The following is a 23,771-nucleotide window of genomic DNA, read 5'->3' on the forward strand; positions in this document are numbered from 1 at the left end:
GCTTTTTATAGTTCTATGACTGAACCGCATCCGGCCCAATCTACATCATCAAAATATTTTGCCATTGCAGCGGCGGCTTTAAAGCCGGTGCAATGGTTCAGTCTCCAGCGTTTTACCTTAAATTCACTGAGCTTTTCTGCCCACAAAGGATATTCTCTCGGCGCAACAGCGCAAAGATGAGAACCTCCGACGACGGTATCAAATTCTTCAATATTGAGCTCTTCCGTGACATATCTCATGATGTTGGGCAAACCTGCATGAGAACAGCCTAAAAGCAGCGACCAGCCTTTATTTCCTTTAACGGCAACTGAGACATCATCTTCAAAGTTGTCGGCCTCAACAGACCCGTTTTCGTTAACTTCCCACAGATTTCTGCAGCATACATAGTGAGGATTTCTTCTTGCTTTCGGAACGGTAAAAGCAAAGACGTCCGGAGCTGCTTCCGTAATACCTTCAATAGGACGGAATTGTCTTAGGCTTTGGATTGGGAATCCGCCGCTCAAACGTTTTGCGTCCGCATCTCCTCTTTTTTCAATGGAGACCGCCGGAGAAGCATACACATTGACCTGCGGCTGAATCCGCAGAATGTCCATTAGTCCGGAGATATGGTCGAAGTGACCGTGAGAAAGAATTACCGATGAGAGTTTTGTTGGATCCAAGTTCAAGAAATTCAAGTTGTGCGTTAGCACGTGGCAAATTCCGGCTGTATCCAAAAGAATATTGGTATCTTTTGTTTCCAGCCAAGAAGAGTATCCCCATTCGGCGAGTAAACCTTGTTTTTGGCAGAAATTGTCTACAACAATGGTAAGTTTCATTTTTGTTCCTTGGGTTTTGGATTTTCTAAATTTTAAACCTGACGCTTCTTCTTATCTTTGCCAGCTATGTCGGTTGGAGTTTAATCAACATTGGAGGTTTTCAAAAATCTATTGAAAAATTAAAATGTGATTGGATCGCTTGCCATACATTCGGTGATGCAAGATGTACATAAAAAGAGACAGCGAGGCTTTAATACGGAAAATCAGCGATCAATCTCAAATACTGCTTGTTAACGGACCAAGGCTAGTTGGCAAAAGCACACTTTTGAATCATATTGATCCTGAAAGGCTGACCGTGTCTCTGGACATGTTAACTGTCCGCGAGCAGGCTTTATTCAATCCTAAAGGTTTTCTTCAACGTTATCCTGGCCCGTTGCTGATTAAATCAATTGAAAATGCGCCGGAGCTTTTGCTAGCGAATAAATCTATCGCTGATGAGAGACAGGGGAGCGGTTGCCTCTGGTTAACAGCGAATCAGCAGTTCTGCCGTTTGGAGAACGCCTCGAGAAGCTTAGGCTACCGGATTCAAGTTCTCAGACTTCTTGGATTGTCTCAGCGTGAACTGAATGGATGGTTGGGAGAGGGCTCGTTCCTACCGACCGAAGATTACTTGAAGAACTGCCGCGGACGAAGGACACTTGAATCCGAAGAAATTTTTCACTTTATTTGGGAAGGCTCTTATCCAAAGATGTGGAAAGGCGATGTTGATTGGGAGCATTTCTACAACTATTACTTTCAAGAATTGCTCGCAAGTGACGTTTGTCGGTACACAAAAATTACCTCGGATCTCGACTTATTTCGTTTTGCGCGTATCGTTGCCCAAAGTATTGGACAACCAATAAATTACTGCGCTCTAGCAACTAAGTCTGGAATTTCTCAACCTAGAGCAAAAGCATGGCTTTCGATGTTGGAAGATTTTGGACTGGTTTATCTTCTGCCCGCATACTGCAGCACTCGACACAAACGCATAATCAAATCGTCAAAACTCTATTTTACGGATACTGGCTTGGCATCTTTTTTAAGCGGCTGGCTTACTGAGCAAGCACTAGAGGCTGGAACGATGAGTGGAGCTTTTCTGGAGAATTATGCAATCATTGAAATTTTGAAAGGCTATCGCAACATTGGACGAGAACCAAGCCTTTATTATTATCGGGATACTGATGGCAGAGAAATTGACCTCATTATTGAAGAGGCAGGGATGCTTTATCCTATAGAGATAAAAAAACAAGTTCTCCACGAGCGTCTATGATTAAAAGTTTTGACGTTCTGCCAAAGGAGGTTAGAGGAAAAGGAGCACTTCTTAGTTTCGTAAATGAAGACGTTCCTCTTTCTTCAAATGTTTCGGCAGTTCCTTTTTTTTATCTTTGACTCTTCAAATAGGAGGAAGTCGTACTTGAATAGATTATTTGAAATCTTTTCATATCTTTCCCGGCATCTTCAAAAAGAAAAGATTGGAGGGCATAGCTGAAGCCGCTTCAGCATTGGGTGGCTCAATCACAACCTATGTATGATGAAAAACCGTCATTTGCCTAGAGCTATTCCCGATATGAATTTCTAGTCAACTATAGTGCAGGAAGACAATACGGGGGGATGGGTTAAACTTGGAAACAGATTTTGCCCGAGCAGCAAGAGTTTCTCTATTTGCGGATATAAGCCTGAATTGTTGTCTTTGTCAGATCGCAAGGAGGTGTTCCTGTTGCGAGACAGTCCATGACCGAGGTCTTAGAGCGGAAATTAATTTGAAGGATATGGCGCTGAATTCCATCGTAGCAGCCTGTGGAGAGGCAGGCCCCCGTTCGAGTCGCAAACTCGAGTGAAGCCGGCCTTGGCGAAGAAGGAAGTAAGCAGCAAGAAGAGGCTATCCTTGTTGAAAGTAACAGAAAAGCCTCTGTTCACAGTTTAGATTCTAAAGTCTTATGACTCACACCTGAAACGTTCTCTTCTTGTACGGCGCTCAAAGATTAGTCTTACAATCTTTGCCTCTGAAACTCATTCCATTCAAAGATGGTGGGCTTAAGTATTCCTTCAAATGAAATGAAGGACTCTGTCAATTTTTTCAAAAAGAAAGAAGTCATACTCAATTAAATCGTAGGTCTTCCTCAACCTGTAATTTTTGTTTGAAAATTTCCTCTTTTCTTCTGAGTTTAGAAACGACCGAATCTTTATACATCAGATAACGGGAGTGCTCAGATGTGGAAGAAGATCCTTCTTGGTGCTTCCTAACCTGAGAAAACCATTCTGAATCAAAAATATCGTCAGCAAGGACATACCGGATTGCTTTTCCACGGTAGCCAATTTCAAAATACATGAAGCCTTCTGCGGCAGAAGCGGGGGCAGCTGGCGCATTGCTCCGTGCCTTATCGGGATCGTAAAGGTAACGTCCTTCGCTGACCGCTCGTGTTAAGTATTCAAAGCCGTCTTTGACGCCCGGCCCAGAATGGCCTGAGATGACGGTGAAGTCCTTGCGGCAAGGAATTTCATTTGGAGACAAATCTTTTACAGCCTCTTTCATCAATCGGAAAACTAACGCACTGGCAATCAAAGCACGCGGACCGGCAAAACGATAAAGATCATCTTCACGATATCCAATGATGCCTTCTGGTTCTTGGAAGATTAGAAAATCTTTGATATTGGAATACATTTTTATTTCAGAGCTGAAGGAAGGACTAAAGATTTAACGTCAACTTTCTTTTCCATCATTTTGTTGTCGAATAAGAAATCTTGGTCTTTTTGAAGACCTTCGATATCTTTCTCAGTTAAGGTGTTGTAATAGTTAGACCAGGATGCAAGTTTGCGTGCATCATCCATGTCTATGCCGTGCTCTTTAGCTCCTAAACTGATAGCTTCTTCAGGATTCTTTTTAATCCAGTCCAACGCTTCTCTCTGAACCTTTACTACTGTATCGAGAGCCTCCGGATACTTCTTTGCAAAATCTTCTGTAACGGTGGTGACAAGATTCACGTTAACTAAATCTTTTGCCGTTGTAATGACTTTGCTTCCGGATTTTTCGGCTTTGATAACGCCGCTTGCAGCTAATAATGCAGCCTCCACTCTACCTGCCAGCAACGCGGCCAGAGCCGTTGGTTGATCCATAGAAATAAACTCAACATCTTTGATGCTCATTCCTTCCTTATTTAAGGCGGCAACGAGCAGCTGATGAAGCACAGTACCTTTTGGTCCTACGATTTTCTTACCTTTGAGGTCTTTGATGGATTGGACGGCTCCTGGTTTTCCAACGATCGCGAAAGTGTCGGCCGGATGTGAGACACCGGTAGCAATTAAGATTTTATTGCCCACACCGTTAGCCATTAATAAAGAGGAAGTATTCATCACAGCGGAAATATCAATAGATTTTCCAGCCATAGCTTGAGTTTGTTTGGAGCCTGAAGTAATTGTTTTCCAATTTACCTTAATGTTGTCCTTTTCGAATGCTTTTTCAAGCATTCCTTTCTCTTTCATAACAATATTCTGTAGGTTGAAAGGAGCCTTTACATAAACGATATTGATTTCCTTTGGCAAATCGGCAGCGAAACAGACGGAAGCAGAGAATAATCCAGCAAAAAGTACTGATAAAGAGGTTCTCAACATGATTTAAAAAAATTAAATGAAAATGATAATGATTATCATATCAATTGTTGGAACAATTTCATATAGTAAAACATAAAAGGGTGATTTCAAAAGAAACAGGAAGTTACCTGAGCAAAAGCAGAGCGTTCTAAACGGAGAGGTGACGGTAGTAAGGAAAAAGAAGCAGAGTTAGAAAATATAGACGATAAGAAAAAGCCTCGCGTTTGGCGAGGCTTCAATTGAGAGCTAAATATTACAGTCCAAGTGCTTTTGTAGCGGCGTCAGCGGCTACATTGTTGAATAAATAGTTCTGACCTTGAACTGCTGCGCCTTTGGCATAGTAGCGGCCTGGTCTGAATACATGGTCGCCTTTAGCCGGTGCAATGAAGGCAATCTTAGCGACCCCGTTTTCATGAATCTTGAGACCGCAGTCGCGCGGGTCAACATTGGATGGAAGTGTCAAAACAACCGCGGAGGAGTTCTTGGTTGTGACAGCATTCCAGTTTCCGCTGGCAACTGCCGGCTCTCCTGTCGGTTTGCAGAAAATAGTGTCTCTTCTGACCGGAAGAATCTTGTATGTACCTGTTGTAGCTTTTGGAGCAGTCGGATCAAAAACGATGCCGTAGGCGTGAGAATCCATTCTGGATTCGTAGTTCAAGCAGTAAGGAACGGTTCTGAAGTTCTCAATGATTTCTCTAGAGGCCTTAGCATTAGTGAAGGATTCATTTACAGGAAGAACCATTTCGCCATTTACGAATTTAGTAACGGCCTGGTAAGCAATTGAGCCTTCCGGGAATTTAGCGTTTCCAACTTTTTCAGAGTCATTGCTGGTTTTGCCGTCGCGGGTCTTGAGATAGTCTGCGATTTTCTGACCGCTGACGTCTATGGCACGAAGATTCAAGTCAATGACGACAGGTGTCTTCGGGTGTCCGAAAGTGAATTGTGCATCGCCGTTTTTCAGGAATGTAACTCCAGCGGCTTTATCCAAGGCAACTTTGCCGTTTTTAGTAACTACGTTACCGGCATCGAGTTGGCTTCCAAATAAAGTGCCGGTACCTTCTTTCTGAACCAAGTTGTAGCGTGTGCCGCGTTTAGTAGCAACTTGTACGACTTCCCAAGCAGAGACTTTACGACCGTCAATCGAATAAACTTCTTTTTGAAGAATCTGGGAGGTAGTCAACGGCAGAACAGCCGGTTCCTTAGGAGAACCAAAAATATCGGAAAGAAAGTCAGCATGACTGGCTGGTGCGACTGCGAGCATGGCAGCTGCAATACCGGCTTGACAGGTAAGAACTTTTAACTTCATGAGTCATTCCTTATTCGTGTTGCAAAAGTGAGACTTTTTTATTCTGGCAATAATACTCTTTCGAAAGGCTCGCAAAAGCTTTTAAGAAAGAGCCGGCGGGCTGTGACTGACTAAAATGGTTTTGAGGACCAGGAGTATAAAAAGAAAATAACCCTTCTGTGTAATAAATTTGTCATATTGGGTATATAACATAGGGTGGTTAAGTTATTTCTAAAATTATTACTATATGGACACTTTTTTAACAGGCATTATGCTGTTCTTAATGCTTCTTGCCTCGTTTAACTTATTTGTGGGGGTAAGTAATGATGCGGTTAACTTTTTAAGTTCCGCATTAGGCTCCAGAGCAGCTTCTTTTAATAGAGTAATGTTCGTCGCGGCAGCTGGTGTGCTTTTAGGCTGTACATTCTCCAGCGGAATGATGGAAATCGCACGAAGCGGTATCTTTAATCCGACAATGTTCACCTTCTACGACGTCATGATAGTTTTCTTCGCTGTTATGATGACCGACGTTCTCCTCCTCGACACCTTTAATTCCCTCGGACTTCCAACCTCAACCACAGTTTCCATTGTTTTCGAATTGCTCGGCGGCTCTGTCATTACAGCTAGCTACAAGCTTTGGGTAACAACGGGCTCTTTAGGAGGTTTAGGAGCCTACATTAATAATGAAAAAGCTCTGAGTATCATCATCGGTATTCTTTCTTCCGTCATTATTGCTTTTACCTGCGGCGTCATTATCCAATGGATCGTCCGCATGGTTTTCTCCTTTAAATTCCAGAAGGTGTACCGTTATATCGGCGGTATTTATTCCGGTTTCTGCTTAACTGCCATTTTCTACTTCCTTGTTGTGAAGGGTGCAAAAGGCGCTTCCTTCATGACTCCGGAACTTTTGGCCTGGATTAATGCTAATACTTTCGATATTCTTCTTTATACCTTCTTAGGCACAACATTTGTCATTCAGTGCCTCATCTGGTTCTTTAATTACAATGCACTTCGTCTTGTAATTTTGGCCGGAACCTTCTCATTGGCTTTCGCTTTCGCAGGCAACGACTTGGTGAACTTCGTTGGTGTGCCGCTTGCAGCTTTGCAGAGCGTACAGATAGCTGATGCTGCTCATGCTTTGAACGGTGCTCTAACCCCTGAAACCTTTTACATGGGTGGGTTGAAAGAAAGCGTTCAAACTCCGACCATCTATCTTGTTATTTCCGGCTTAATTATGGTTGGAACCTTGTGGTTCAGCCCGAAGGCACGCCGAGTTGTTCAGACAGCTATTAACTTATCTGCCAGCGACAGAAACGAGAAAGAGCAGTTCGGCGCTACCGTAACGGGCCGTGTTATTGTTCGCTCCGCTTTGAGCGTCAATAAGATTGTTAATCAAATTCTCCCTCGTTCCGTCCTAACAGCAATTGATACCAGACTAGAAAAGCCTCGTTTGCAAAAGGGTGAGATTCCATTGCCTTTCGATCAGGTCAGAGCGTCTGTTAACTTAGTGCTGGCCAGTATTTTGATTGCAACGGCGACCTCCCTCAAGCTGCCTTTGTCTACTACCTATGTCACGTTTATGGTTGCCATGGGAAGCTCTTTGGCTGACGGTGCCTGGGATAGAGAAACAGCGGTTTATCGTATTTCCGGTGTTTTAGCCGTTATCAGCGGATGGTTCTTGACAGCCTTTACCGCCTTCATTTCCTGCGGTATTGCTGCTCTCCTTTGCTTATGGCTCGGCGCATGGTTCATGATTCCTGCGGGCTTGGTAGTTGTTACTCTTTTAATTCGTTCTAACTTCTTGGCAGGCTCCAAGAAAGAACAGCAAGCAGAAGAGTTCCTTGACGAAAACATGACCCGTGAAGAGATTAGAACTCGTCTTAACAATGCTATCGGCAAAAACCTCGAACAGACTATCAATATCTTCTCCGATGCTGTTAAGGCCTTGTTAGCGGAAGATTTGTCTGAGCTTGGACAGTGCAAGAGCCGCTCTCAGGCATTGCTCGATCGTATCGTGCGTATGAGAAGCCAATACTATCTGATGATTATTCATGGAAAAGATGGTGACTACGACGCCCGAAACTATTACTACCGTACGTTCTCCAACATGAAGGACGTGGCTCAGCTTTTAACAAAGGTAGTGAGCCAGATGGACGATCACATTGCCAACTCTCACTCTGTCTTCAAAGGCGTACTGAGAAATAATCTTCTGAAGTCCATCAGTGATTTGAAGAGTCTTCAGAAGACTTTGGATAACTTTATCCTTACGGGCTCAACCTCTGACGAAGTATTGCTGAGGCTATCCAATACAAACTTAGAAGAGGTCAATCTTTATCAGCTTGAATTGATGAAGCAGATTGATATCAATCAAATGCCTTTGCATCGTTCCGAGCTTTACTTGGCTCTTCTACAGTTCTACAGAGAAGTCGTGAACCGTTATACCGTTATTGTTCTGCTTCAGAGAGAACTAAACCATATGCTGCAGGATGAAGGTGAAGGAAATATTTCTTCTCCAACTAATCCTGAAACTACCTAATTAACTCATTAGGAAAAACAAGCCGGCAGCCAAAAGCTGCCGGTTTCGCTTTATTTTGGGAAAGTCCCCTGAGAAGATCGAGAAAAATCGGAGGATTTTGCTTAAAAATCTAACAGGAATAAGAAAAGAAGGTTGAGGTAAAGGCTTCAGATTAAAATAGAGTCTAAATGGAGAACCGTGCATAATGGATACCAAAGAGCTAAAACTTCTGCCACTAGGCACATCAGATTTTTCGGTGCTTAGACTTCGTGATCAAATATACGTTGATAAGACAGAGCTGATTTTTGAGATGGCTCGTCTTCCTGAGAAGTTCTTTTTGGCTCGTCCCAGAAGATTCGGAAAGTCACTCCTTATTTCTACTTTTGAATCGTTATTTAAATTTGGCTTAAGAGATTTTAAAGATTTGGCCATAGAGAAATTATGGAAGGAGAAAGAAACATTCAACGTTGTAAGGCTTGATTTCTCGTTACTGAAAGATTTCGATAGTTCAGAGTCTTTCCGAGATAGATTTAACGCCCATATCGCCAATAAATTTTCTTCTTATGGATTTGTTTTTAAACCTGATATAAATCAAGAAGTTAGCGATCAACTTGCTCATTGGATGGAAGCTCAAGAGTCCAATTCTTTGGTACTTTTAATAGATGAATACGATGCTCCGTTAACTTCTTGTCTTAACAGCAAAGAGTTGTTCGAAGATATCAGGAGAATCCTTTCAGGCTTTTATTCGGTTCTGAAATCAAATGATCGAGTTCTTCGTTTTTTATTCATTACAGGTATAACAAAGTTTAATAAAATCAACATTTTTTCTGAGCTCAATAATTTAACTGACTTGACTCTGAGCCCAAGATTTGGAACTTTGCTTGGTTATACACGAGAAGAAATTCAACAATATTTCAGTGGATATCTTGAACGCTCAAGCTGTTGTCTGAGCCTTTCGGAAGAAGAATTATTAAACGAGTTAATCGTTCATTACGATGGGTTTTGTTTTGAAAGAACCGCAAAACAAAAGGTATTTTCTCCTTGGTCTTTGTTGAAGTTTTTCTCAGAGCCGGAGAGCGGCTTTTTGGATTATTGGTTTGAGAGCGGAGGAAAGCCAGCTGTATTGCTGGAATACTTAAAGTCACACTCGTTGAGGAATCCGGAAGAATATGGGCGTATCAAAACGATTTCTCTTTCATCAATTTCCGGAGCATCCGATGTGGAAACTCTTTCTGATTTGGGGCTCTTGTTCCAAACCGGATATTTGACTATCAAAGCTGTTCAGGATGGAGAAACTGTCTATCTGGATTATCCAAACTTGGAAGTAAGCCGGGCCATGGCTCAACTCTACGTTGAGTTAATGCTAAATGGAAGAGTGGCTGGACAAGTAGGAGCCGGATCGATTGTAAAAGTTCTTTCCGAAGAATCTGCAGAATCGGTATTTCATATTCTTAACCGTTTGTTCTTGTCGATTGACTACCAAAGATATCCAGTCAGAGATGAAGCTTCTCTGAGAGCTTTTATTCAGGTATACCTTGCTGGCGCTGGACTAAAGCCAAAAATCGAACATCATAATGCTTACGGCAGAAGTGACTTGGAAGTTGCCGTATCAGACAGATATTGGACTTTTGAGTTAAAGATAGTTCGAGAAGGAGAGAGGTCTCAAAACAAGCTTGAAGAAGGCTTGGAGCAAATGATTAGAAAACACTACGGTGAACAAGCCCGGCAAAGAATTGTTAAACAGGTAGTGCTTGTTTACTCAATCAAAGAACGGCAATTCGTTAAATGGCAAGAGTTGAAAAATTAAATATCTTATCAAAATAGACTCCGCCGTTCTAAGATATTTTTGGTCGGTTAAACGTGCTCTAATCTCTAGAATCTCTTTCCAAGGAAAAGGTTGATACCTATGTCTCGGACATCCTTGGATTTGGAGCCCCACGCTTCAATACCTCCGTAAAATCCAGTCGTTTGATCGAAACTGACCTGGAAAGATCCTTCGATAGAATCTTTATGAAATCTGTCAGATTCGGCAAAAAATCTCGGAGAGGCATCGGCAAATTTTGTATAAATCTTAGCCGGACTGGTTGTATAGCTATGACGCCAACCAATCCATACATCTGAGGTTATAGAGGTTTGCTTGAGTTGAGTGTTTCCTTGAAGTTTCAGGCCGAGCAAGCTTGAAAAGTTTCCTCTCTGATGGGAGGCAATCGTTTGTGGAATGCCTGAGCCTTTTTCCGTGAAAGAAGGCGTTCTTGACCAGTTGAAATCAGCCAATACAAAAGGACCTGCTTTAATGGTTTCTGGACCGGTTAAGTATTCAGCACCAGCTTGAGAACTGAATCCAATGCCTACCCATTGGCTTTTGTAAGCACTGCCTAATGACTTTCTTGTTGCTTTGGCGTCATTGCCTGCGACAAATACAGAGCCAAAAAATGTTAATCCATCAATCTGTTGCGGCAAATATTGAGCCTCAGCTCCAATCAAAAATCTGGTTGAGTCATATTTGCTTCCGCTATTCTTTTCCTTTAGCTGTAGTTGGGTTGCTCCGATGAAGACTCCGACTTTGACCTGTTCAGAAATTTTGGTTCTATAACCGCCTACTACGCCGTATTGATAAGTCCTAGAACCGTTGAGAAGGGTGGAACTGTCGGAAGAGCCTCGATTACCTAAAGCTTTAATCCAATAACCGTCCTCAGTTCGGCAGGAGAAGAGAAGGTTGTTAATGGTTCGAAGCTGCTCTAAGTCTGCCTTCTGAGTATTTAAATACAAATTTGGTAAAGTGTTTTGGAGAAGATTGGTAATCTCATTGCTCCCAGCGTCTGAAAAGTCTAGTAACTCTATAAAGTTACGCAAACCTGGGCTCAAGGAATTTTGAGACGCTGCTGCATAGAGTGCACCCCCGAGGGACTTTTGAGCTGGTGAATTAGCGTGTCGAGAGTAACTGTCAGAAGCTCGTAAAATTTTTAAAGTGAAGAAATCTTTATCCTTTTCTAATTTGACTTCTAATGTTCCGGAGTTTTTGAAGAGTCGAATCTCCGTTAAATCCAGCGTTAATTTTGCGGGATCGGATACATCGATAAAGTCCGGAAGATTGAATTTATAAAGACTGTTATTGACGTAAAACCCACTTTCTAATCCCACTAAGACATTCCCTTCTATTTTTGCTTCATGAAGTACTTTCAGACTGTTGTGTTTACCTTCATTGCTAACAAAGATGAGGAGATTTCCTGTCGGGCTTTGGATGTATTCACCTACAGTGAACGGATCAACAAAATCACCTGGGATAAATGCACCGTGATTGATAACCTTGTTGTTTACCGTTCCGTTACCTAAGAGAACAGCTCCGTCTTGAATTAAGACGGAACTATTTACTAGAGTTCCTCCTGAACGATCAGCCCGCTTACTAATATCCAAAACGCCTCCTTCGACAATTGTTGGAGCCGAATAGGTATTTGTGCCTGATAAAACTAAAATGCCGTTGCCTTGTTTAATCAATCCCGGCTTTAGACCGGTAAAAGTTGAGGTTGCTCTAAACTTTCCTTCTTTGTACTCATCGTGATGGTACTTATCGTCCCAAAGCCTTTCCGAAATATCGTTATTGAAGAAGGCGGTATGGCCTTGAGTATTGAATTTTTCAAAGGCAAACTTTTCACTGCCGAATTCTGAATAAGAGCGGATGTCTTCTGCCTTCATTCGGTTTACGTCCAAACGTGCAATTCCGTTTACTGCTTTTCCGGCGTCAAGCAAGCCTTGACCGAATACTTCTTCTTTGGTTACCTTGGCGAGTCTCACATACTTATCATCGAGTTTTTCAGAACCGTCGTTCTCATAGTGGTCCTCGATGAAATATTTGATAAGTGAATCCAAGGAATATGTTGGCCAGGAATCGGGATCAGCTTGGTAGGTTTCCGTGATAGCCTTAATAAGCTGGTCTTTGGTAGGTCTATTATCCGAAAGGTAATAAAAAACCAAAACTGTTTCTATCGAATTATCGAAACCAACCAGAATGTCTGGGCATTCAATGTTACTGTTGGCTGTTGTAAGTAATGTATCGGCCAGTTGTTTTCCTGTCATCCATGGAAATGCCTGAGCCACTAGGGCAGCAGCCCCGGAAACTTGAGGAGCTGCCATAGAGGTACCGGATTTGAAGACGTATTTTTCGTCAACAACGTTTGCCGCCCAAATATTGCTTCCGGGCGCTGTAATAGTAAAAAGTTCAGCTCCGCGGGCAATGTTTGAAAATAAGGATAGACCGCTTGGTCCGAAAATAATCTTTCCGTTTTCTCGGCGTGTATCAAGAGGATTGGCAGAAACAACGGTAATCCAATTTCCAAGTTCAGAACCGTAATACCGCGGAAGCATTCCGTTAAATGACGGATGAATCCATCCGTCATTGGCGGCAGCTATAACAGCAAGGCTATTTGGATTATTTAGGGCCCAGTTGACAAGGCTTCCTGAGTGTGGACGCTCTCCCATGACCTGCGAAAGCCTTTTTGCTTCTTCAACTGAGTAAAGCTCTCCGGTTGGTAAAGTGTCTTTATGGAGTTCAGCAGCAGTCCAGCTATTATTAAGAATTTTGAGATTGGGATGATCTTGGAAGAAACGTTTGTCATCCGGATAATAAAAGTCTCTAAGTCCGATGTAGACCTGACCGATTACATCTGCATCAAAGGCCACGCCGTGCATGCCTTCGTTGTCTTTTTTTGCTGCCATGATAGAGGCAACATGTGTCCCATGGCTAACAGAGTCATCCCAAATAGTTGGAAGTGGAATTTGACTGCCGTCTTTGTCCAAAGCTTCGAATACCTCAAATTTTCCCGATAATTCCGGATGGTAGGATTGCATTTCCGTGTCTAATAATCCAACCAATATGCCTTTGCCTGTGAATCCTTGCGCATAAGCCGAGGCAGCGTTGATCAGGTCCAAGCCGTTCGAGGCATAGTACTCCGTGGTTTTAAAATCTTGTTCTGTTGTTGCACTGGCGGCAATAGGAAAAAGTAAAGCAGAAAAGAAAGACAAAACATGCAGCTTTAAAGCCGGAGAAAATTTTCTTTCGACACTAGTTCCCGCAGTATGAGGTTTTGAAAGAAGAATGTTTCCTTGTGCAATTTTTTTATAGTTTAACCGGGGAAAAAAGCGATTCCTCATTCCGTCCTCCTTGGGCTGCTTTGTCAAATGGTAACTAAACTAACTTCACAAAGCCCTTCGGAATTTCCCGATGAATCCAAGCCTTGGAGGAACCTTGGCGTGAGTTAAAAATGCATTGTTGAAAGACCGAGAAACGGAAGAAAGGTAATGCCAATGTTCTCAAACAGAGGTTCTGTTTTAATTCCTGATGGTAGCCATAGATGAAATGCCATGTAACGAACCAAGATTGAGCTTATATAATGAAAATGACCAGACAGGAAACTCCTATGGATACGGAACTATTGAAAAGCTTGCCGCTCGGTACGTCTTCATTTGAAGCTCTTCGAAATTTCAATGAAATTTATGTAGATAAAACTAGGTATATCCACTGTCTTGCCTCACGCCGAGGGAAGTTTTTTCTAGCTCGGCCGAGAAGATTTGGAAAATCCTTATTGATTTCCACGTTTGAGTCTTTATTCAAGTATGGACTGAGAGACTTTCATGGTCTCGAGATTGAAAAACTTTGGAAAGAAGATAAAAACTACCAGGTTGTGAGATTAGATTTTTCTGAAGTAAAAAGTTTCCGAAATATAAAAGAGTTTGACCTCCAATTTCACGATTTAATAGTTGAAGCTTTTGCACCTTACGGATTTCGTTTTGAACTTTACGGCACATCGCTCATAAGCCAGTTGTCTACTTGGTTTAAGAAGCAGCCTTTGAGTTCTGTAGTGTTGTTAATAGATGAGTACGATGCTCCGCTTACCGCGTGCTTAGATAGAAAAGAGCTTTTTGAAGATGTTCGAATAGAACTTTCTCGTTTTTACGCAACGTTAAAATCAAACGATGCTGCCTTACATTTTTTGTTCATTACAGGAATAACAAAATTCATTAGGACTAGCATTTTTCCGGAATTAAATAATTTATCGGACATATCGTTTGCCGCGGAGTTTGGCTCACTCCTTGGCTATGCACGTCAGGAAGTTAAGAAGTATTTTCTTGGGTATTTAACATCTGCTTCCGAGAAGTTAGGCCTCGATAGGGAAAGACTTCTAAAAGAGCTGACGGACCACTATGACGGTTTTTGCTTTGAAGAAACAGCAAAACAAAAGGTATTTGCACCTTGGTCTTTGTTGCATTTTTTCTCATCACCAGAAAGAGGCTTGAAGCAATATTGGTTTGAGAGCGCGGGGAAGCCTAATGTCCTAGTTAAATTTCTTCACTCACACACTTTGAAAGAGCCAGAAGAATATGGCAGTGGGAAATCTTTGGCTCTAAAAGTATTGGGCGGATCATCGGATGTTGAAAACTTATCCGATATAGAGCTCTTGGTTCAAGCCGGATACTTGACCATCAAGAAAATCCAAGGAACAACAGCCTATGTAGATTATCCAAACCTTGAGGTAAGGACGGCAATGGATCAACTTTATCTGGAAAAATGTTAAAAGGAAAAACAGTAGAGCACAGTGGGCAGAGTGCCGACGGAAAGCTCAAAGAAGCCGAAAAACAAATTAAAGAGCTCCACCGGAAGACCGTTTCGAATTGAAGTGAATGGCAATAGTTTTCTCTTCCGGAAAAAACACATCTTCTATATGGTGTGTTCCGTACTTTCTTACGAAAGATGTTGACGGAAAGTCCCATATAGTCAATGAAGCCTTGATGCTTGCTAACAATTAGCTAATGTAGCCAAGCATAAAAACTTGTTCGGTTAATACCGAGCAGAGATTAGGTCAAAGGTTGGCCGACAAACTACCAAAAATTAGAGCCCGCTTGCAGCGGGCTCTAAAGTCAGGGAAGGCTATTCTTTAGCTGTTGTCTGAACTTGTTCTAAAACGAACGGTTCTTCAGAAACTGTCTTCTTGATTCTCTTTCTGCCTAACTTCGGCTTCTGAACCTCTACAGTTGGTTCATCAGTTGCCTTGGTAGATACAAGTTCAAGTTTTGGTTCCTCAGCTGATTTAGCTTTCTCGGCAGGCTTAGCTGCTGGTTTTTCTTTGGCTGTTTCTACCTGAGTGGGGATAGACTCCAGGACAGGAGCAGAAGTTTCGATAGGCGCTGGAGCGTGAGCAGTAGCATCCGTTGATTTTTTCACTGCTTCTGGTTCTGTCTTAACTTCCTGCTTGGGTTCTTCCTTAACGGGCTGCGCCGGAACCGAAGATTCCGCCTTGAAGCTGATTTCATGAGCGGGCTTGTGAATTTCCGGTAAAGAAGAAGTTTCAGCCTGCTGAGCCGGAGCAGCCTCTACAGTTTTTACTTCTGCGGATGGTTGTACCTGTTCAGTGTTTTTTTCAGTCTGCGGCTTTCTTTCTCCCCTGCCTCTGCGTGTTCTGTACGGATTGTGTCTGAATTGTTTTTCAGGCTTTTCTCCGAGAGATAAGTCAGAAACATTAACGGATGGAATTTCTGAAGACGGTACAGAAACTGTTGCGGCTTCTTGATGCGGAACGAAAGCGTTAACCTGATCCATCACTGCGACTTCAACGGCGGCTGTAACCGGGTCAACCGCAACCGGCGGTTTTGGAGTTTCAACCTGGTCAAATAATTCTGCCTTTTCCTTTCTGGAGCGTCTTGGCTTTCTGGCAGGGGCCGTTTCAGCAGCCGGAGCAGAGGCTTTGACTTTATTATCAGATTCCTTTGACTGAGCAGGAACATTGACGGAGTCAGTTTGCGGTTTAATTACTTCTGCCGCAACTAACGAAGTTGCAGTGACTTCCGCTTCATCGTTGGAGGGAAGGGAAGCCGGCACATTTGCAATTTCTTTTGTGCGTCTTGACTGCGGCTGAGCCTCTTTTTCAGAGCGTCTCTGAAGTTTTGTTTCTTCCGGTTTGCTCTCTGGAGCAGGAGTTTGCTGAGGCATGGTTTCGGCTTTCTTAGAAGCTCGTCTTTCCTCACCTCTGTCTCTCTTGCCTTCGGCTTTAGAGGCAGAACGAGAAGGTTTTTCTGCTTTTTCAGAACGATCGGATCTATCTTGCTTAGCCTGATCTCTGCCTTTGGCAGCATTCTTTCGTTCTGCTCTTTCGGCTCTTGTCGGTTTAGCTTTTCTTTCCTGAGCCTTAGAAGTCTTCTGTTCCTTGCGGCTCTTAGCTTTTTCCTTCTTAGCCTGTTCTTCCGTAGATTCTTCGGCTCCGGTAAAGAAGCTGATAACCTTTTGCCAGAAAGATTGTTTCTTTTCTTTCGGCTGAGCTTTGCTCTTGGAGTCAACATGCTTCGGAGCTTCTTCGCGGGCTGGAAGTCCTTTGATAACAGGGACTTGTTTAGGTCTGTCGGAAGTATGCTGTTGAGGAGCTCTGGAGTAAGGCTCATCGGTTTCGGCTTCAAAGCTTTCAACTCTTTCGTAGCTTGGAAGGACCGAATCAAGTCTTTCATCATCAGGACGAATTCTTTCGATCTGATAATGAGGAGTTTCTAAGTTCTTGTTTGGAATCAAGAAAATCTTAATCTTGTGACGAGATTCAATCTTGGCGATATCGTCTCTCTTTTCATTGAGAAGGAATGTGCCGACATCAACCGGGACCTGAGCCTGCATAGCGGCTGTACCGTCTTTAAGAGCTTCTTCCTGAAGAATACGAAGAACTTGAATTGCACTGGATTCTGTGTCGCGGATAACACCGACGCCGTTGCATCTCGGGCAGGTGATGTGGCTGCCTTCATACAATGTCGGACGTAGTCTTTGACGGGAAATTTCCATTAAGCCGAAGCGGGAAATCTTGGCAGCTTGGACGCGGGCTCGGTCGTTCTTGAGCTCCTCTTTCATCTTCTGCTCAAGCTCTCTTTGATTGTTCGGATTCTCCATATCAATGAAGTCGATAACAATCAAACCGCCGAGGTCGCGCAATCTCATCTGGCGGGCTACTTCTTCGGCAGCTTCCATATTGGTCTTGAAAGCTGTCTCTTCAATATCGGCGCCTCTGGTGGACTTGGCTGAGTTAACGTCGATAGCTACTAAAGCTTCGGTGTGGTCGATAACGATAGCGCCGCCGGAGGGAAGAGGAACCGTGCGGGAATAAGCCGTTTCAATCTGTTTTTCCACTAAAAAGCGGGTAAACAGAGGAATGTCGTCGTGATATCTCTTGACTCTGTCGACCATGTCCGGCATGACATGGCTCATAAATTGACGGGCCTGTTCATAGATTTCGTCGGTGTCAATGAGAATTTCGCTGATTTCCGGCTGGAAGTAGTCGCGGATGGCGCGAATCACCAGGTTGCTTTCTTCCACGATCAAGAAAGGAGCCGGATTGACTCTCTTCAATGGTCTGCCGTTGATGGTGGCGGTATCAACGATGTTGCCTTTGCCGTCATCGTACTGCGGCTTAGCTGCATCATCAATCGCTTCCCACAGTTTAAGAAGATAATCCAAGTCCCATTGAAGCTCTTCAACGCTTCTGCCGATACCGGCGGTACGAGCGATAAGGCTCATGCCTTTCGGGTGCTGAAGCTTGCCGAGGTTTTCTTTGAGCTCTTCTCTTTCTTCGCCTTCAATGCGGCGGCTGACGCCGCCTCCGCGTGGATTGTTCGGCATCAAGACAAGATAGCGGCCAGCCAAAGAAATGAAGGTTGTCAGAGCAGCGCCCTTGTTTCCTCTTTCTTCTTTTTCAACTTGAACGATGAGTTCCATGCCTTCGGAAACGGCTTCCTTGATAGTAGCTGTTCTGTAGTCGACACCTTCGTTGAAATAGGCTTTAGAGATTTCTTTAAAAGGCAAAAAGCCGTGTCTTTCTTCTCCATAGTCTACGAAGCAGGCTTCCAGAGAGGGTTCAACACGGGTAATAATACCTTTGTAAATATTTGACTTTCTTTGTTCGCGGGCAGACGACTCCAGATCCATGTCGATCAGTTGTTGGCTGTCAACGATACAGACACGCAGCTCTTCAGGATGCGTGGCATTAAATAACATGCGCTTCATTGGGCACTCCTCGATCACTGACGCGGATCACAGGCGTGCTGAAAGAATATGTCTCTAGGTGAAAGATTGATGAGGACGTTTAGTTAAAAGGTAAGCTAGTAATTTGTGGGCATCCGCTGAGCTTTCCGTTTCAGATTTTATGCATAGAGAGATAGGCCCCCAAAGGATTCTTGGATCCCGGGCCGGAATTTCTCCCCTGTTGGAAACGCTCAATTACTTTCCTCTACCAGTTAAAAAACAATAACAACAACTACAACTTCTAGTTCTTCTCTGCCTGCAGCATCAACCGGACGCTGCACAGCAAAACAAAAAATATTCTTTACAGCAAGACGTTCTAATAAAAGAAACGCCACCGAAGATCCATTGAGAAATTGTTCTCGAATCTCTCGGATTTATGTTCAACATTTTGCGTGATGAGCTGTCCGGGATCTCAATTTCCTAGCAGGCGGAAATTAAAGTTGTCCGAAAAGGCTACAATCAACGCTTACGAGCGACGAGAATTATTAGTGACAACAACGTGTCTTATATCGAGCTTTGAGGCCTAAGCACAAGAGCTTTATAGTCTTAGCGGCACCTTCAAACGGCTAATAATTTGTCTCGGATGAGGATTTTAAAACAAATGAGCACAGAGCGCCATCTGCAAAAAAAAGCAACGGACAAAGAAGTTACGAATAGAAAACGGCCTGAGGCAAAAGGCCGAACAAGGAAAGGCAAAGATATCCTGGAGCAAATCCGTTCTGCCCAGAAGGAGCAGAAGCAAAGAGTCCAAAAACAACAAAAGCCTGTCGGGCCGTCTAAGCTTGAACCTCAAAATTTGAAAGCTCGTTTAGTGACCGTTTCACCGGCCAATGACGGTCAGCGATTGGATAACTTTTTGATTACTTTATTAAAAGGCGTGCCGAAGTCTCATATCTACCGTATGGTCAGAAACGGTGAAGTCCGAATAAATAAAGGCCGAGTAAAAGTAGAAGCTAGACTAAAAACCGGTGATTTGGTTCGTGTTCCTCCTATTCGCGTGGAAGAAAAGCCTAATACCTATGTTCCTCCGATTAAATCGGAAGACATGCCCAACATTCTTTTTGAAGATAAAGATATTCTTATTGTAGAAAAACCTGCGGGCATGGCTTGTCATGGCGGAAGCGGCATTTCTTACGGTTTAATCGAAAGAATGAGAACGACTTTCGGACCGGATCAATTTTTAGAATTGGCTCACCGGCTCGACAGAGATACTTCAGGAGCGATTATTCTTGCAAAATCAAGAAAAGCTCTTGTTCGTCTCCATGAAATGATGCGTGAAGGCGAGGTTCAAAAGGTTTACCTTACCTTAGTCAAAGGAGATTGGGTAAACGACAGACAGCACGTCAAACTTCCTTTGCATAAATTTTTAACGGCCTCCGGAGAAAGAAGAGTCAGGGTTGATAAAGAAGAAGGGCTGCCGAGCCACAGCATTTTTACTTTGATTGAAAGATTCGGACAGGTTTCTTATTTGGAAGTTGAACTGAAGACGGGGCGCACTCATCAAATTCGTGTCCATGCTCAAGCTTCAGGCTTTCCGTTGGTGGGAGATGACAAATACGGAGATTTTGAATTTAATGCCAAAGTCGAGCAAGGACTGTTGGGAGTTCCGTTTAAGAGAATGTTCCTTCATGCACATCGACTAACATTCAATCACCCAATCTCCGGGGACAAACTCATCATCGAAAGTCCGCTGCCGGCAGAATGCAAACAACTTATTGAAGTATTAGAGAAAAATGCAAAATAAGAAAAAACTCCTTATTTTTGATTTTGACGGAACTCTTTTTGATTCCATTAGATATTTGTCAGAGGCGGAAGTAAACGCCGTCAATGAAATGGGATGGAAACCGATTACCTTAGATTTCGCACGTAAAACTATCGGTCTCAGTCTTTCTGTTATTTATGAGCAAGTATCCGGCGACAAGTCTCTTTCCAAACTGCAGGAATTCACAGACAGATTCAATAAGTATTTCTTTGCCCGAGCAAAAGAAGCAGGTTATTTCGATGGAATTGAAGAAATGCTTGCTTCTCTTAAGGAGAAAGGCTTTATTTTGACCATTGCGACGGGAAAGGGCAGGGCAAGCCTTGACCGTTTGGATAAGATGCTTGGGTTTGATAAGTACTTTGATTTCAATATCTGTCCGTCAGAATCTGAACCAAAGCCATCCCCTCAGATGGTCAATAAATTGCTGAAAAAATATGGCTTAAAACCGGAAGATGCGGTTGTGATTGGCGATTCTGAACATGATTTAAAGATGGCTCAGAATGCCGGTGTTGATACCGTTGCCGTTTCCTACGGCGCAATGAGCAGAAAAGAGCTGGAACAGTATCATCCGACTAAGATTGTGAACACGGTTCAAGAACTTCAGAAAACTCTTGAAGAATTGAAATAGAGGAGGTGCGCCTGTATCGTTGATCGACACAGGCTACCGGTTTCTTCTTGCCGGCTTCTGAGGTCCGAGAATTCCGAAAATTGAAGGCAATTTCGGCAGTTCCGGGTTTTCTTTTTTCCACTGCTCTACGGTCTTGGTTTTAATAAATTCTTCCGGGCCTGTGATGTCCATTGCAACGAGTACTCGTGTCTGAGGACTGCAGGAGGCCAAAAGATCTTTGAGCATTTGATTATTTCTATACGGAGTCTCAATAAACAACTGAGTCTCTCCGGAGCCAAAGGTACTTCTTTTGTCCAAGTCTTTAATGGTCTTGGATCTTTCCGGTTCTTTTATCGGAAGATAACCGCAGAATCTGAAATTCTGACCGTCCATGCCGGATGCCATTAAAGCCAAAATCATTGAGCAGGGGCCTACCAGAGGACGAACTCGATAGTTCATTTCTTGGGCTTTCTGAGCAACTTGTGCCCCGGGGTCGGCAATGCCGGGGCAGCCTGCTTCGCTGACAATCCCAATGTCATGGTCTGCTGCCAATGGCTCAAGCCACTTTTTAACTTGAGCCGGATCGGGCCGGTGACCTATCTCTACGATACTCAGTTCAGCAATAGGTTTAGGGTGTCCGATTTTCTTTAAGAAAGCACGGGCAGACTTGGCGTTCTCAGCCAAGAAATAATCCAAACGTTTTGCTGTTTCGATTGTCAAGGCCGGCAGAGATTCTTCTGCAGGGCTATCCGAAATCGGAACGGGAAGCATAAAGAGGCAGCCGGCCATGAGATTTCCTTATTTAAGTCCGGGGAGAACTTCGATGCCGCATTTTTCCAGCATGGAAGTCAATTCAATTAGACCTAAACCAATAATGGCTGTTGGGTCGTCAGACTGGAAAGAGGAGATTAAGCAGATCCCGAGTTTTTCTAATTTGGCGGAACCTGCACAATTGAACGGTTGTTCGAGGTCAACGTAGGCTTCAATCGTTTCTCTCTTGAGCTCTTTCATCTTGATGGTTGTATCGACAACAGCAGAGTGGCCTAAACCGTTTGCATCGATAACGGTCATTGCCGTATGGAAAATTAAGGTTTTACCGGACATTTCCTCGAGCTGCTTGATGCAGTTTTCTCTGTTGCCTGGTTTACCGACGCATTTCCCTTCCAGATCCAATACTTGGTCGGAACCGATGACGACACATCCCGGATGTTTCTGTGCGACGGCACGGGCTTTTAGGCGCGATAAGCGTAAAGATAAATCTCTCGGACTTTCCTCTTTGAGCGGAGTTTCATCCACCTGAGGGGAGTCGGTGGTAAATTTCACATGTAATCTTCCCAGCAATTCTTTGCGGTAAGGAGAGCTGGAGCCAAGAATTAAAGAGGGTTTTGAAGTCATAGTTAGGCCATTTGTTGTAAACAGGCCTTATTTTAAAACCGGAAAAATCGAAAAAAGGAACGCAAATGACAGAGTTACTCAAGTCGACCGACTATGTAGATGTATACAGAATGTCCAGAGATAAAAGGAAGATCGAAGGCAAAGTCAGAGTCGGCGATATGAAAAGATTGGCAGAAACTGCATCCAATCATGACGATATTTTCGATTATGTTATTACCGGCATGACAGGAAAGTTAGGCTGGCCCGGTGCAATTATGGAACTTCACGGAAAAGTTGCCGTGCCATGCAACCGCTGCAACGATCCTGTAGAGGTTCCTATTGATAGGGAAGTAGTCTTTAGATTTGCTAAATCCGAGGAAGAAGCCGACACCATTCCTATCGAAGAAGATGACGACACTGAAGTTGTCGTCGGCAGCGAAAAACTTAATGTGATGGACTGGATTGAAGAAGAAATTATTCTTTCTATCCCGTTGGTTCCATCTCATGATTATGCTTGCCTGGATAAAGAGAAGTTGAATAAAGATGATGAACTGGGAGAAAAGGAAAATCCTTTTGCAAAATTAAAAGGCATAAAATTCGGCAAATAATCTTCAGAAAATTTTTTATTTTTTTGCAGGCTCTATTCGTGGGCCTGTTTTTTTACCTTAGAAATCAGACAATCCGAAACTTAATGTTGGCAGAGCGTTGACAAATATGTCAAGAAACTGACGATGTTTGTAATTTTGCTTTTTCCATCATTCCCAAGGAGGAAGAAAGGGAAACCAAGCAGAGTAATACGATTTTGAAGGAGAAATAGCTTGTTCATTTGCTAACAAAAATGTTAAAAGACGCGGAAAAGTCTTTTAAATAAGTAAAGTTTTTACATTTTTATTTATTGCGAATTGTTGCTTTTAAACAACTTTGGGAAATCTGATTTGTACGTTAAGTCCAAAGTCATTTAACTGAAATTAGTACCCCCTGGATAAGTAATGATTTTTGTTTGACCTATTAATTTTGCATCTTTTCTCAAAACAAGAAGATTTAATTTTATTGAATTTTATAAATAATTCTCTTGAATCCTCTTAAGCAAGATTATTGAAGAAAAATTAGGTAAAGAAAAAAAGAAAATCCTTTTAATTTGTAATGTTAGTTCTGTGAACCGGTTTCAATTGTCATACAAATATTTGGGATTCTACGAATTTTGGGAGAAAACTCGAATTACATCTTGCAACATCCACACCCTAATGGGTATGAAAAACAAGAGACTTATACCGTTTGAAATCTGAGGAATAGTTATGTCATTAGAAAAATCATTACTTGCTTTGGATGAAAGACTTCCGTTCTGCAATACCTATACAGACCTAATCATATTTGATTAAATCTGCCGCTTGCTTCCTGCTTCTTCGAAGACGGTTTCACTCGAGTCATTCGACTCGAGCCAGAGCCTTCCTCTCCACAGGCTGTCACGGTGGAACTCACCGCCATATTCTTCAAATTTATCGCCGCATTAAGGTCTCGGTTATGGTCGGTTCCGCAACCGGGGCATTTCCATTTGCGAACCGACAAAGGCAACGATTCGAGCTTATAGCCGCAAACAGAACAGGTCTTGCTGCTTGGGTAGAACCTATCCGCAACTACTACCTTGCCGCCCCGCATTGCCGTCTTGTACTGCAGTTGTCTGCGAAACTCGTAAAAACTCATGTCAGCAATAGCTCTGGACAAATGACGGTTTTTCATCATACCGCTCACGTTTAAATTCTCAATCCCGATACTGTGAAAGCGGCGAGTCAAATCCGTCGTC

Annotated in this window: 17 protein-coding genes; 7 read left to right on the top strand and 10 right to left on the bottom strand. The window is 43.0% G+C overall.

Annotated elements, in window-relative coordinates; all coding sequences use genetic code 11:
• Positions 1 to 5 precede the first annotated feature (5 nt).
• Positions 6 to 815, bottom strand: a complete 810-nt coding sequence (locus RDK53_RS08950) for an MBL fold metallo-hydrolase (RefSeq protein ID WP_308514241.1) — start codon at positions 813 to 815, stop codon at positions 6 to 8.
• Between the two features lie 163 nt (positions 816 to 978).
• On the opposite strand from RDK53_RS08950, the gene RDK53_RS08955 reads away from it, so the two are divergent.
• Positions 979 to 2,064, top strand: a complete 1,086-nt coding sequence (locus RDK53_RS08955; protein WP_308514242.1) for a DUF4143 domain-containing protein — start codon at positions 979 to 981, stop codon at positions 2,062 to 2,064.
• Positions 2,065 to 2,892: 828 nt separating this feature from the next.
• On the opposite strand, the gene RDK53_RS08960 is transcribed toward RDK53_RS08955, so the two are convergent.
• From RDK53_RS08960 to RDK53_RS08970, 3 genes are all read right to left on the bottom strand, one after another.
• Positions 2,893 to 3,456: a hypothetical protein gene (locus RDK53_RS08960; RefSeq protein ID WP_308514243.1), complete on the bottom strand. Its 564-nt coding sequence runs from the start codon at positions 3,454 to 3,456 to the stop codon at positions 2,893 to 2,895.
• 2 nt (positions 3,457 to 3,458) lie between these two features.
• On the bottom strand, positions 3,459 to 4,403 hold the full coding sequence (locus RDK53_RS08965; RefSeq protein WP_308514244.1) for an NrtA/SsuA/CpmA family ABC transporter substrate-binding protein: 945 nt from the start codon (positions 4,401 to 4,403) through the stop codon (positions 3,459 to 3,461).
• Positions 4,404 to 4,635: 232 nt separating this feature from the next.
• Positions 4,636 to 5,688: a hypothetical protein gene (locus tag RDK53_RS08970; protein ID WP_308514245.1), complete on the bottom strand. Its 1,053-nt coding sequence runs from the start codon at positions 5,686 to 5,688 to the stop codon at positions 4,636 to 4,638.
• A 226-nt stretch (positions 5,689 to 5,914) separates the two neighbouring features.
• Here RDK53_RS08970 and RDK53_RS08975 point away from each other — a divergent pair, with 226 nt between their 5' ends.
• Positions 5,915 to 8,203 carry an inorganic phosphate transporter gene (locus tag RDK53_RS08975; RefSeq protein WP_308514246.1) on the top strand — a complete coding sequence of 763 codons (2,289 nt, stop codon included), beginning with the start codon at positions 5,915 to 5,917 and terminating at the stop codon, positions 8,201 to 8,203.
• Between the two features lie 184 nt (positions 8,204 to 8,387).
• Positions 8,388 to 9,989, top strand: coding sequence for an AAA family ATPase (locus RDK53_RS08980; protein WP_308514247.1), 1,602 nt, complete (start codon positions 8,388 to 8,390; stop codon positions 9,987 to 9,989).
• Between the two features lie 65 nt (positions 9,990 to 10,054).
• Here the strand turns inward: RDK53_RS08980 and RDK53_RS08985 are convergent, their stop codons facing one another.
• On the bottom strand, positions 10,055 to 13,330 hold the full coding sequence (locus RDK53_RS08985) for a S8 family serine peptidase (protein WP_308514248.1): 3,276 nt from the start codon (positions 13,328 to 13,330) through the stop codon (positions 10,055 to 10,057).
• A 266-nt stretch (positions 13,331 to 13,596) separates the two neighbouring features.
• Here RDK53_RS08985 and RDK53_RS08990 point away from each other — a divergent pair, with 266 nt between their 5' ends.
• Entirely contained in the window at positions 13,597 to 14,751 is a 1,155-nt protein-coding gene (locus RDK53_RS08990) for an AAA family ATPase (RefSeq protein WP_308514249.1), read from the top strand.
• Between the two features lie 353 nt (positions 14,752 to 15,104).
• On the opposite strand, the gene RDK53_RS08995 is transcribed toward RDK53_RS08990, so the two are convergent.
• Both RDK53_RS08995 and RDK53_RS09000 read right to left on the bottom strand, forming a co-directional pair.
• Positions 15,105 to 18,209 carry an Rne/Rng family ribonuclease gene (locus RDK53_RS08995; RefSeq protein WP_308514250.1) on the bottom strand — a complete coding sequence of 1,035 codons (3,105 nt, stop codon included), beginning with the start codon at positions 18,207 to 18,209 and terminating at the stop codon, positions 15,105 to 15,107.
• 230 nt (positions 18,210 to 18,439) lie between these two features.
• The gene (locus tag RDK53_RS09000; protein WP_308514251.1) at positions 18,440 to 18,562 is read right to left on the bottom strand and encodes a hypothetical protein; all 123 of its coding nucleotides are present in this window, start codon (positions 18,560 to 18,562) and stop codon (positions 18,440 to 18,442) included.
• A 266-nt stretch (positions 18,563 to 18,828) separates the two neighbouring features.
• On the opposite strand from RDK53_RS09000, the gene RDK53_RS09005 reads away from it, so the two are divergent.
• Positions 18,829 to 19,971 carry an RluA family pseudouridine synthase gene (locus RDK53_RS09005; RefSeq protein WP_308514252.1) on the top strand — a complete coding sequence of 381 codons (1,143 nt, stop codon included), beginning with the start codon at positions 18,829 to 18,831 and terminating at the stop codon, positions 19,969 to 19,971.
• The gene (locus RDK53_RS09010; RefSeq protein ID WP_308514253.1) at positions 19,961 to 20,617 is read left to right on the top strand and encodes an HAD family hydrolase; all 657 of its coding nucleotides are present in this window, start codon (positions 19,961 to 19,963) and stop codon (positions 20,615 to 20,617) included. The genes RDK53_RS09005 and RDK53_RS09010 overlap by 11 nt, the downstream gene beginning before the upstream one ends.
• 33 nt (positions 20,618 to 20,650) lie before the next feature.
• Here the strand turns inward: RDK53_RS09010 and RDK53_RS09015 are convergent, their stop codons facing one another.
• Together RDK53_RS09015 and RDK53_RS09020 are read right to left on the bottom strand one after the other, a co-directional pair.
• Positions 20,651 to 21,385, bottom strand: coding sequence for an SAM-dependent methyltransferase (locus RDK53_RS09015; RefSeq protein WP_308514255.1), 735 nt, complete (start codon positions 21,383 to 21,385; stop codon positions 20,651 to 20,653).
• Positions 21,386 to 21,394: 9 nt separating this feature from the next.
• Positions 21,395 to 21,991 carry a Maf family nucleotide pyrophosphatase gene (locus RDK53_RS09020; protein ID WP_308514256.1) on the bottom strand — a complete coding sequence of 199 codons (597 nt, stop codon included), beginning with the start codon at positions 21,989 to 21,991 and terminating at the stop codon, positions 21,395 to 21,397.
• A gap of 65 nt (positions 21,992 to 22,056) precedes the next feature.
• Here RDK53_RS09020 and RDK53_RS09025 point away from each other — a divergent pair, with 65 nt between their 5' ends.
• Positions 22,057 to 22,578: a DUF177 domain-containing protein gene (locus tag RDK53_RS09025; RefSeq protein ID WP_308514257.1), complete on the top strand. Its 522-nt coding sequence runs from the start codon at positions 22,057 to 22,059 to the stop codon at positions 22,576 to 22,578.
• Positions 22,579 to 23,335: 757 nt separating this feature from the next.
• Here the strand turns inward: RDK53_RS09025 and RDK53_RS09030 are convergent.
• The coding region (locus tag RDK53_RS09030; protein WP_308514258.1) for a transposase at positions 23,336 to 23,771 on the bottom strand (436 nt) is incomplete at its 5' end.

Origin of the sequence: uncultured Turicimonas sp. (assembly GCF_902477955.1) — a bacterium.
Classification (GTDB): Bacteria; Pseudomonadota; Gammaproteobacteria; order Burkholderiales; family Burkholderiaceae_F; genus Turicimonas.